We start from the raw sequence: 11,496 nt of genomic DNA, 5'->3' as shown, positions 1-11,496 counted from the left end.
AAGGCCCGCTGCCCAGATCTCTCCGTTCGCCCATACATGGTTCTCTTCCTCGCATACATACACTACGTTTACCATTCCGCCATACTTATGCTCTGGCACAACCTGAATACGAAGCTCAGAACCGCCGTCATAGTAGAAATCTCCCACTTCCTTTAACTTATAGCCTTCCGGCACATTGGTCAGCTCGCTGGAATTTACATTTCCCTTTCCGTCTACAAGGCCCGCTGCCCAGATCTCTCCGTTCGCCCATACATGGTTCTCTTCCTCGCATACATACACTACGTTTACCATTCCGCCATACTTATGCTCTGGCACAATCTGAATACGGAGTTCTGCGCCGCCGTCGTAGTAGAAGTCTCCTACTTCCTTTAACTTATAGCCTTCCGGCACATTGGTCAGCTCGCTGGAGTTTACATTTCCCTTTCCGTCTACAAGGCCCGCTGCCCAGATAACGCCATTGGCCCAGACGGTATTATCCTCCTCACAGAAGTAAACTACATTTACTGCTCCGCCTGCTGCCGGACGGTGCTCGCTGTTATTACCACCTCCATGATTCCCATTTCCATGACCGTGTCCGCCTTCCCAACGATCGTCATCATCGTCATCGTCCCAACGGTCATCATCCCAGCGATCATCGTCGTCATCGTCATCGTCCCAGCGATCGTCATCATCATCGTCATCATCCCAACGATCTTCCCATCGGTCCTCCCAGTCCTCTCCATGGTGAGGTCTTGCCTGAGCTTCTACACTGCCGAACTGGGTTCCTGCCATCACAAATGCTGCTGCAAATAATAAACCGGTTAAATTACGTTTTCTCATATAGGAAACCTCCTCCTTTTATATACATTGTTTATTTTATCTGTTTTTTATGAGCAGATTATAGCTATTTTTTTCGATTAAATCAATGATTTTTAAAAGAAGTAAGAAAACGTATAGAAAATGTAAACAAGACAGAAAAATGTAAGAAACCGTTATGAAACTGTTACTTTTTCTGCATATTCTTTCCCTGATGCAGTGACAGAAAACAGTTTTCTTCATGTCCCCATACAACTCCAACCGCCTGCAGATAGGCATATACAACTGTAGTTCCCACAAACTTCATTCCGCGCTTTTTAAGATCTTCTGAAATCCGGTCAGACAAAGCAGAGTTTGTCTTTCCTGTCTCACAGATTACCTTTCCCTCTGTCCAGTGCCACAGATAACAGTCAAAGCTTCCGTACTCTGCCTGAATCTTTCTAAATATACGGGCATTGGTGACAGCGGCAATTATTTTCAGAGAATTACGCACAATTCCCGCATTTTCTTTCAGTTCCTGAAGCTTCTCCTCTCCATACCCGCAGACAGTTTCCAGCTCAAACTCATCAAATGCCTGTTTGAAGGCCTCTCTCTTATTTAAAATGCATTCCCAGGAAAGCCCTGCCTGAAAACACTCCAAAACCAGCATTTCAAACAGCTTTCTGTCATCATGAACCGAGCGCCCCCATTCCTCATCATGGTAGCGGATATACCGCTCATTCTTTGGATTGGCCCAGCAGCACCTGCATTTTCCATCCTTCCATTCCACCCTGTCTTCCTCCTGTATAACAGAAAATGCTCCCGAAAGCCCCATACAGGGATTCCGGGAGTACATTTTCCTCTCATCATTTCACCTTTATTTTCTCAGAATAGTTACAGAATCTTTTCACCGCAGGCATATTTTCCATATACCTCCCGTTCGTCGCCCAGATAGATCACTCGCTCCAGACGCTGCTTCACCGTCAGCGGTTGGGGATGGATCAGGCGGCTGTCGTCAATGATAACCGCATCAAATTCATATCCCGGCTCAAAGCTTCCTGTTTTTCCAAAAAATGCCCCGCCGCCCTTGGAAGCCATATAAAAGACCTCCTCTGCGGTAAGAGGCTTTAAGGAATCATCCTGCAGCCTCCATCTTAATTTGGATGCCTGGATGGCCTGAGACATGGCGGTAAAGAGATTTTCTGTAGAACCTCCTGCCACGTCGCTTCCAAGACCCACATGAAGGCCCTCCTCCAGATACCGCCGCACCGGTGCGACGCCGGAAGAAAGGTTGGTATTGGATTCCGGACAATGGGCCACAAATACGCCTTTCTCCTTCATAAGAGCCATTTCCTCTTTTCCGGAATAAACGCAGTGAGCCATTACAGTGGGGCAGTCTCCTCCGAACAGTCCAAACTTATCATAAGCATCGCCATAAAATTCAGACCAGGGACAAAGCTCCTTCACCCAGGCAATTTCCCCCGGATTTTCTGATAGATGAGACTGCATCGGAAGATGGGTTTCCGTCTGAATCTCCTTTAAAAGCTCCATCAGCTCATCTGTACAGCTGGGAGTAAAACGCGGAGTCAGAATCGGTCTGGTATGCTTATACTTCCGGTCAGCTACGGCCTTCAGCCACTCCCTGGTAGCCTGAGCGGAAGCCTCAGCTGATGGCTCACATAGATAATCCGGGCTGTTGCGGTCCATATTTACCTTTCCAACCATGGTGTGAAGCCCGGCCTCCTCTAAAAGATCCATCAGAATCAGCGTGGCCTCATTGTGAATGGTCCCGAAAATGCAGGCCCGCACGGTAGCGCTCTTTTTCAACTGCTCTGCAAACATTTCATAGGCCTTTTTGGCATACTCCGCATCCTTATATTTGGACTCCTCCGGAAATGTATTTGTTTCCAGCCACTCCAACAGCTCCATGTCCATTCCAAGGCTGCGGAATGTATACTGAGGAGCATGGATATGGAGATCCGTCAGTCCGGGGATAATCAGGCGGTCCTCCATATCCTCCACGGGTATGCCCTTTAATTCCTCCGGAAGCACCGAATACACATCCCGAACCCGGCCTTCTTCACATACCAGCCAGCCCTGTTCCATCACTTCAAATCGGGTTCGCTCCTTTGTATAAATGATATTTCCCTTCAGTGCAAATGTTTTCTGTTCCATAGATTCCATCCTCCTTACAATTCCCTTTTATCCAAGGGTCATAAATGCATAGCGGAACACAAATACCACAGCGATCAGTCCTGTCAGTACTTCTACCTCCTTCGGTCTTCTTGCAAGGATCTTCAGAAGGCAGTATGTAATAAGCCCCATTGCAATCCCGTTTGCAATTGAATAGGTAAAAGGCATAAATACAACGGTACAGAAAGCCGGAAGTCCGTTTGTCATATCCGAAAAATCAACATCCTTGATATTGCTCAGCATCAGAACGCCCACAAAGATCAGAGCCGGTGCAGTTGCCGCTGCCGGCACAATGCTTACAACCGGGGCAAAAATAATGGCTCCAAGGAAAAGAGCTGCTGTTACCAGGCTGGTCATTCCAGTCCGTCCTCCTGCTGCAATGCCTGCGCTGGATTCCACTACAGTCGTTACGGTAGAAGTACCCACTAATGCTCCTGCTGCTGTGGAAATCGCATCCGCCATCAGTGCTTCCTGCATATGAATCACTTCTCCGTTCTCGTCGATCAGGCCGGACTGGCGTCCTGCTCCCATAAGTGTTCCCATTGAGTCAAACATATTTACCAGTGAAAAGCTGAGTACCAGCATAATAATAGTAAAAATGGCATCTGTAACGCTCTTTCCCTCAAACAGGCCTGCCACATCCATTTTAAACAGAGAAACCTCACCAAAATCTCTGAATTTTGCAGCCAGATCCAGGTCAAAGGCAGACAGCTTTGTCACTCCCAGAGGGATTCCTACCACTGTGGCTGCTACAATTCCCCAGAGAATCGAACCCTTTACATTCTTTGTGTGAAGAACTCCTATGACAATCAGTCCGATCAAAGCCACCAGAGCGCCGCAGATCAGCTGTGTATCCACGCCATTTCTCCACTGGGCAAAATCAACCATGCTTACAAGCGTAGAGGGATTGCTTACAACCAGCCCCGCATTCTTTAATCCCACAATGGTGATAAACAGGCCGATTCCCGGCGTGATCGCCATTTTAATCGGCTCCGGTATGGCCCGGATAATCGCCTGGCGCAGTCCCACTGCCGTGATTACGATAAACAGTACGCCTGAAATAAATACAATTGTCAATGTCTGATGATAAGTATACCCCATTCCCAGCACAACCGTATAGGCAAAAAATGCATTCAGCCCCATACCGGGAGCCTGAGCTAAAGGCACCTTGGCATATACCGCACACAGAATCGTACCAATAAAAGCGCCGATGCAGGTTCCAATAAATACGCCGTTGGAGATTTTAGAGGCCATATCCATGTCTCCCCCTATGACAAATGGATCAGCCAGGATCTGAGGATTCAGGATCAGGATATACGCCACCGTGATAAAGGTGGTGATCCCTGCCAAAACCTCTGTGCGCATATTAGAGCCGCTTTGTGAAATCCCAAAAAACCGTTCGAAAAAACCTTCCCTTTTTTCCAATGTTATGTCCTCTCTTTCACATTTTTCTTCATCAGCAGCCAGTCTGCGTGCGTTCTGCCTCATCCCTCCTTTCTCTACAGATAATCTCTGCTTGTGTAACCCACTGAATTTCATAGGATGCTCTTTCCTATGAACTAAAAAAGGTTCCGCCAACGCGGAACCTAAATCTGCTCATATCTGCCCCAAAGACCGCGCACAGCTGCATGGCGGCCGCCCAAAACCAGCCCCATGAAACTATGTAGTCAACTATTTACGGCAGTTGGTAGAAACTCTGGACCAATCTCCAGGATATACATAAAAAATCTGCTTTTATGAAGTTACTTTCATTATAAGCATTCCCATTTTATTTGTCTATCCTAAAAAGTATCGAAAAACCAAGCTCTTTTATAGGTACTTTATACAAAAACTTTTGTGGTACCTTTTATTTTTTGTATTTTCTAAGTGTTTATAAATACTCCCCATTGCTTCGGATTACATCCTGATACCAGTAAAAGGATTTCTTTTTCTGTCTCTTAAGACTTCCTTTTCCTTCATCATCTCTGTCTACATAAACAAACCCATATCGTTTGCTCATCTCCCCTGTAGATGCAGACACCAGGTCAATACAGCTCCAGACAATATAGCCCATAAGCTCTACTCCGTCTTCCATTGCCAGCTTCATCGCCTCAATGTGCTTTTTCAGATAGTCGATCCGGTAATCATCCTCAACCGTTCCTTCCGGTGTGAGCACATCTCTTGCGCCAAGACCATTTTCTACAATAAAAAGCGGTTTCTGATAGCGGTCATAAAGCTGATTCATTGTGATCCGAAGACCAAGAGGGTCAATGGCCCATCCCCACTGGCTTGTTTTCAGCCAGGGGTTTTTCACGGATTTCACCACATTTCCCTCATTTGACGTCTTATCCGCCATATCCGCAGCCACACAGCGGCTGGAATAATAGCTGAAGGACATAAAATCAACTGTATTTTTTAAGATATCCGAATCTTCCGGCTCCATATTCAGACAGATACCCTTTTCCCTGAAAAGCTTTTTGGCATAGCTGGGATAATGTCCGCGAACCTGCACATCAATGAAAAACAGATTTTCCTGTTCTTTTTTTACAGACTCCCATACATCCTCCGGATTACAGGAATACGGATAAAAGCTTCCTCCGGCCAGCATACAGCCCACTTTATTTTCTGGATCTGTTTCATGGGCTGCTTTTGTGACAAGAGCGCTTGCTACAAGCATATGGTGAGCCGCCTGATAAATAACCTGATTTCTGTTTTCTCCCTCTGCAAAGGCAATTCCTGCCCCTGAAAACGGACTGTGCAGCACAATATTGATTTCATTAAATGTAAGCCAGTATTTTACCAGTCCCTTTAATTCCCTGAAGCATGTTTTTGCATACCGTACAAAGCAGCCGATCACCTCTCTGCTTCTCCAGGAGCCATATTTCCGGATCAGGCCATACGGCACATCAAAATGGCACAGCGTAACCAGAGGCTCCATCCCATATCTGCGGCATTCCTTAAACAGGTCTTTATAAAAAGCGATTCCTTCCGGATTGGGGAATGCCTCATCTCCCTCAGGAAACAGTCTGGACCAGGAAATAGAGGTGCGGAATACCTTAAGTCCCAATTCCCCCATTAAGGCCAGATCCTCTTTATAATGATGATAAAAATCAATCGCCTCATGGCTGGGATAAAAGGCATCTGTCTGCAGCTCAGGATCAGAAACCTTTCCCAGCTTCACATCCATACGACTGGAACCGTGGGGGATCAGGTCGATATTGCTGATCCCACGGCCTCCTTCCCGATAAGCTCCTTCTGCCTGATTGGCAGAAATGGCTCCTCCCCATAAAAAATTCTCCGGTACTCTGAAATCACTCAATGTTATTTCTCCTCTTCTGGAATATCCTCAAAACCGATCACCAGTGTCAGCACAAAGGACAGGACAATGGATAAAATGGTGATGCCTGCAATCCACGCAATACTTCTTCCCGGATTCGCCGGATCGATAAACTGTACTCCGGTGAGAACGCTGGGCGATACCATGGAACGACTGGCAAGCCCTCCGATTCCGGCCAGACAGCCACAAACAAAGCCTGTGATCAGAGAAGCCAGAAGAGGACGCTTTAAGCGCACTGCAACGCCATAGAGAGCAGGCTCTGTAGTTCCTGCGATCAGAGCAGAAGATGCTGCCGCAAGAGCCGTCTGTCGAAGCTCACTGTTCTTTGTTTTTAATGCAACTGCAAGAGATACGCCGCCCAGTGAAAGATTTGCTCCGATCTCAGAGGGCATTACTGTACCCTCCATTCCCGTCTCGGAAATAGTCTGTAAAATAGTTGGCGTAAATACACGGTGCATACCGGTAATTACAAGGAGCGGCCAGATCGCGCCCATGATTCCTACTGCCACAAAGCCAAGCTTGTCCTGAACTGCGAAAACGAATGAGGAAATGCCTTCTCCTACATATATACCTGCCGGCCCAATGATTAAAATAGCAATGGGAGCCGCAATCAGAAGAATCAGCATGGGCTTTAAGAAGTTCTTTGTCACAGCCGGAGTGATCTTATCAACGCCCCGCTCAATATAGGACAGAATCCATGTCATACAGATTGACGGGATAACGGTATAGGTATACTTTACGGAAGCAATGGGGATTCCCATAAAATGAGCCGCTGTATCGCCTACTGTAACTGCCTCCATCATGCTTCTGAAATCCGGATGGATCAGAACTCCTGCAATGGAAATTGCCAGAAACATATCCGTCTTAAATTTCTTTGCTGCGGACGCTGCTACCAGCATCGGAAGGAAGTAGAATGCTCCGTCGCCAATGGTATTGATCAGCTTATAGGTTTCTGAATCAGCAGACAGGATACCTGCCATTCCAAGGAGCATAACCAGAAGCTTTACCATGGAGCCGCCGATGATAGCCGGAATCAGCGGGGACATGGTTCCCACAATCGCATCCAGAATGTTATTTCCCACTTTTTTCAGTGTCAGAGGTTCTTTCTTCTCACCTTTGGCAATTTCACTCTGCTCGCCAAAATTTCCCAGTTTTAAAACCTCCTGATAAGCGGTTCCTACATGGTTGCCGATGATAATCTGGTACTGTCCTCCCTGTTTTACCAGACCCATAACACCGTCAATTGCTTTTACTGCCTCATCATCTGCCAGTGTTTCATCCTTTAACACAAAGCGGAGACGGGTCATACAGTGAGTAACGTTTGCAATGTTGTCGATCCCACCAATCTGCTCTACGATTTTTCTGGAAATAACCGTATAATCTTTTGCCATTTTCTTTTCCCCCTTAAGGATTTTGATAGATACATTATACGAAGGGAATCATCTACTGTCATCGCTTTCAGGGCCTAAAAAAACAAGTGACACCTTTAATCACTTGTTTTTTATATGTAACAGGATGTTTTATCAAATAGCTCCTGGCCCTTTAGAGGTATAGCGGTACAGCTTCTTGCCCAGACGTTCCACAATACTCACCGCCGGGATCTGGGTTGTAACATCATAATCACCCAGCCGCATATAGCTGACATAATATGCAATATTATGATCAGACAGCTTTGCTATGGTGCAGTTTTCCGTATTCGTGATGCTGAGGATCCGGCAGTTCTGCTCCTTAAACCGCATAACATGCCGGATGGTATCTCCGGATTCCCCCGATACAGAAAATACGATCACAAGACTGTCCTTTAAAAAACTGCTCTCTGTAGGATAGTGCGGTTCATCAATATACAGGCAGAATTTACCCATACTTGAAAAATACCGCGCTCCATATTTTGCCACGATCCCCGACATACCGCTGCCTACCAGAAAAACATGGTTTGCATGAAAAATAACCTCTGCCAGCATTTCCAGCTTATCTTCAAACTCCTGCGCTGCGGTTTTTTTAAGAAAGTCAACGACTTCTGAAATATCATCCCTTACGTTTGCCTGATCCTTCCTGGTCTGATAATCCCGAAGCTGCAGCTTAAATTCTGAATAGCCGCTGCATCCCATTTTTTTACAAAACCGCAGAATGGTAGACGTTGAAACATGTACCTCATCAGCCAGCTCCCGAATCCTCATATATTTCACCTTTTCAGGATCTTTTACAACATATTCATAGACCATTCTCTCCAGATCATTTAAGGCTTTTACCTGCTCCACATCAAACATTTTCATGTCCTCTCCCATCATTTCTAATACCAGTCTATCAGCCAAAGCTTCTGCCTGTCAAGTAAGTTTCCCTCTGTCTGCTCCTTCTTCCCATATCTCTGTCAGATCCTCGATCAAAAGCAGTCCCAGAGGCCCTAAAATAAATCCCAAAAAACCAAATAATTCCATTCCCACATACACTGCCGCCAGTGTTTCCAGAGGAGATAAGCCAACCTCACTGCCCATATACTTCGCTTCCAGATACTGGCGCGCAAAGTAACAGGCCAGATAGAGAGCCGAAAGGATCAAAGCATCCTTCCACTGTCCTCCCAGCACGCACAAAAAAGCCCAGGGCAGAAGGACAGCCCCTGCTCCCAAAAGAGGCAGGGCGTCCAGAAGAGCTATGGCTGTGCCTGCCAAAACAGCATATGGATTTCCCATCCAGATCATGGCTCCTATACTCAAACCACAGGTTAAAAGAAGGATGATGCCCTGGCTTTTAAACCATGCCTTCCCGGTCTGTACCAGGCGGTTCCCGATAAGATTAAACTCTCTGCGAAACAAGGACTGATCCCGCCTGTGCCGAAGCTCTTCCATCTCCTGAAGACTCAGGACAGCCGCCAGAAAGGAAACCAGGCAAACGAGAGTCAGACGTATAAAAAAAGCCGCTGCAGGCAGGGAATTTGTCATAAGAAAAGGCATCAGGCTTTCTTTCACCTTCTCCCCCAATGTGGCTGTCATTTCAGCTGCTGTTCCAAACAGACAGCCGGACTTTAAGCCTGCTGCCCGTTCCATTTTCATACAGTATTCCGCCATCCAGCTGTCAAAATCCATCATCCACAGGGGCAGACGGACTGCCAGAAGCTGCAGTTCCCGGCACAGGCGCAGGATTCCCTGCCAGACCAAAATCCCCAGACCGCCAAATATAATCCCTATTTCTGCTGCTCCGATCAATCCAGAGGGAATTTTCCATGTTTTTCCAAATGCAGAAAACTGAAAACGATACCGGATAAAACGAACCGAAGGGCGCAGGATCAAGGCCAGCGTATAGCCAATGAAAAAAGGAGCCACAAGAGGCAGCAGGTACTTTAAACCTGCATAGACCAATCCTGTGGTTCCTGTTATGATTAAAAATTTCTTCAGTTTTTTACCGGGTTTTTCCATGGACTCACCTGTTTTTTGATTTGTACTTCCTTTGTACACTCCTAGTATGAGCCTTTGGAAAAATAATATTCATAAAACATATATTTTCTTTTTTTAAGACAGATCCCGGCACAACTCTCCCAGATATGCCGTCACTGCTCTGAGACAGCCGTCCACTCCTACGAGTCCGCTGTCTACGCACAGATGATAATTCTGCGCCTTTCCCCAGGTATTTCCAGTATAATACTGATAATAATCCTTCCGCTTCCGGTCTACCTCACGGATCCGGCGCTCCATTTCCTTTTCATCCGATCCCGGCTCCAGCTCCATCATACGGCGGATCCTGTTTTTCATCTTTGCATAAACAAAAATATTGATGCTGTCCTCCAATACCATATCGGCACACCGGCCGACAATGATACAGGGGCCATGGGATGCCAGACGGCGGATCACATTCGACTGCGCCACGAAAATCTGATCCGACATGGGAACCTGGTAAATGTCAGAAAATGCATGATAAAAATTCCGATCCAGGGGATCTTCCACCACAATATGCTCGTCATACCTGCGAAATGCTTCTTCCGCAATATTGATATCGTCGGCAGCCATGGAAATCAGTTCCTTATCATAAAAAAGAATCCCCAGCGCATCTGCCAGCTTTACTCCCAGCTCGCGTCCACCGCTTCCAAATTCACGGCTTACTGTAATTACTTTATTCATAACGTCCACCGTCCCTTCTCCTTTGTCTGTGCCTGTATGGATCCATAAGAGCCATTCGGTTATGGGGCTATTATAGCATACCTTACCGTCATTCCACAAGGATGAACCGGACGTGATTTTTCCTTATCTCCCCTCTGCCACAATCCGGTCGATCATATCCACATAATCGCTGCAGTATTTTCCGTACATAGGCATAACCGCAGCCTGAAAGCGGGACTTTTCTTCTTTGGAAAGCTCTGTTATGATACAGCCTGCTTCACGGATATTCTGCTCAGACTGTGCTTCGCGCTCCTTCCACAGAGAACGCTCATACCTTGCGGATTCTTTGGCACACTGGGTAATAATGATCCTGTACTCCTCAGGCAGCTTATCCCAGGTGGACTGGGCCGCCAGCTGCAGCTCCGGCACTCGGGTATGCTCATCGATGGTGTAATACCTGGCTACCTCATAATGCCTTGTGGACTCATAAGAGGGCCAGTTATTTTCCGCTCCGTCGATTTCCCCGGTCTGAAGACCGGAATAAACTTCCCCGTAAGCCATCTGCTTCGGCACAGCTCCCAGCACGCGGATGCTGTCGCTCATAAGCTCCGACTCCTGAACACGGATGGTAAGCCCCTTCATATCCTCCAGCTTCTCTATGGGACGGACCGAATTGTAAAAATTTCTGGCTCCTGCGTCATACCAGGAAAGAGCTACCAGACTGGAGCCCTCAAAGGAACCTAAAAAGCTGTCCCCGATTTCCCCTTCCAGCACCTTCCACATATGCTCCGCACCTGTATACAGATAGGGAAGCTGAAGGACATTCAATTCCGGCACAAATTCCGATAAAGGCGACAGAGACACACGGGCAAAATCAACGCCGCCGAACTGAAGCTGCTCGATCACCGTTCTCTCATCCCCCAGAATCCCCTCGGCATTGATCAGGATTTCCACCTTTCCTCCGGTTCTCTGCTTTACCAGTTCTGCAAATCTGTAAGCTCCCTGAGTAGTAGGATAGTCCTCTGCCTGATTTTCCGCATAGGTCAGCACAAACTCTGGTACATTTTCTTCCCCGGCCCCCTTCTCTCTGCTTTGGCACCCCCATACCGAGGCGGACAACGCCAG

General features: G+C 47.0%; 10 protein-coding genes and 1 riboswitch. All 10 genes read right to left on the bottom strand.

The window, feature by feature from the left end; genetic code table 11:
• A partial coding sequence (locus ACZM6M_RS10560; protein WP_484076730.1) for a hypothetical protein occupies positions 1–819 on the bottom strand: 819 nt, incomplete at its 3' end.
• Positions 820–982: 163 nt separating this feature from the next.
• Complete coding sequence (locus tag ACZM6M_RS10555; RefSeq protein WP_417300976.1) at positions 983–1,564, bottom strand: DNA-3-methyladenine glycosylase I; 582 nt, start codon at positions 1,562–1,564, stop codon at positions 983–985.
• 104 nt (positions 1,565–1,668) lie between these two features.
• Positions 1,669–2,949, bottom strand: coding sequence for an amidohydrolase family protein (locus ACZM6M_RS10550; protein ID WP_418926750.1), 1,281 nt, complete (start codon positions 2,947–2,949; stop codon positions 1,669–1,671).
• A gap of 27 nt (positions 2,950–2,976) precedes the next feature.
• Complete coding sequence (locus ACZM6M_RS10545) at positions 2,977–4,332, bottom strand: NCS2 family permease (protein WP_347460711.1); 1,356 nt, start codon at positions 4,330–4,332, stop codon at positions 2,977–2,979.
• A gap of 279 nt (positions 4,333–4,611) precedes the next feature.
• A riboswitch (purine riboswitch) is annotated at positions 4,612–4,708 on the bottom strand.
• A 129-nt stretch (positions 4,709–4,837) separates the two neighbouring features.
• Positions 4,838–6,265, bottom strand: coding sequence for a 6-phospho-beta-glucosidase (gene ascB, locus ACZM6M_RS10540; RefSeq protein ID WP_337434150.1), 1,428 nt, complete (start codon positions 6,263–6,265; stop codon positions 4,838–4,840).
• Positions 6,266–6,267: 2 nt separating this feature from the next.
• Positions 6,268–7,674 carry a PTS cellobiose/arbutin/salicin transporter subunit IIBC gene (ascF, locus tag ACZM6M_RS10535; protein ID WP_337933839.1) on the bottom strand — a complete coding sequence of 469 codons (1,407 nt, stop codon included), beginning with the start codon at positions 7,672–7,674 and terminating at the stop codon, positions 6,268–6,270.
• A gap of 132 nt (positions 7,675–7,806) precedes the next feature.
• Positions 7,807–8,595, bottom strand: coding sequence for a MurR/RpiR family transcriptional regulator (locus tag ACZM6M_RS10530; protein ID WP_242962940.1), 789 nt, complete (start codon positions 8,593–8,595; stop codon positions 7,807–7,809).
• Between the two features lie 12 nt (positions 8,596–8,607).
• Complete coding sequence (locus ACZM6M_RS10525; protein WP_489490360.1) at positions 8,608–9,693, bottom strand: AI-2E family transporter; 1,086 nt, start codon at positions 9,691–9,693, stop codon at positions 8,608–8,610.
• A gap of 93 nt (positions 9,694–9,786) precedes the next feature.
• Positions 9,787–10,392: a cytidylate kinase-like family protein gene (locus ACZM6M_RS10520; RefSeq protein WP_418926757.1), complete on the bottom strand. Its 606-nt coding sequence runs from the start codon at positions 10,390–10,392 to the stop codon at positions 9,787–9,789.
• Between the two features lie 123 nt (positions 10,393–10,515).
• Positions 10,516–11,490: a TRAP transporter substrate-binding protein gene (locus ACZM6M_RS10515; protein WP_337434208.1), complete on the bottom strand. Its 975-nt coding sequence runs from the start codon at positions 11,488–11,490 to the stop codon at positions 10,516–10,518.
• Positions 11,491–11,496: the final 6 nt, after the last annotated feature.

This window comes from Enterocloster sp. (assembly GCF_057861365.1).
Note: the sequence above shows the minus strand (reverse complement) of the source record. Positions and strands in the feature narration are given on the sequence as shown.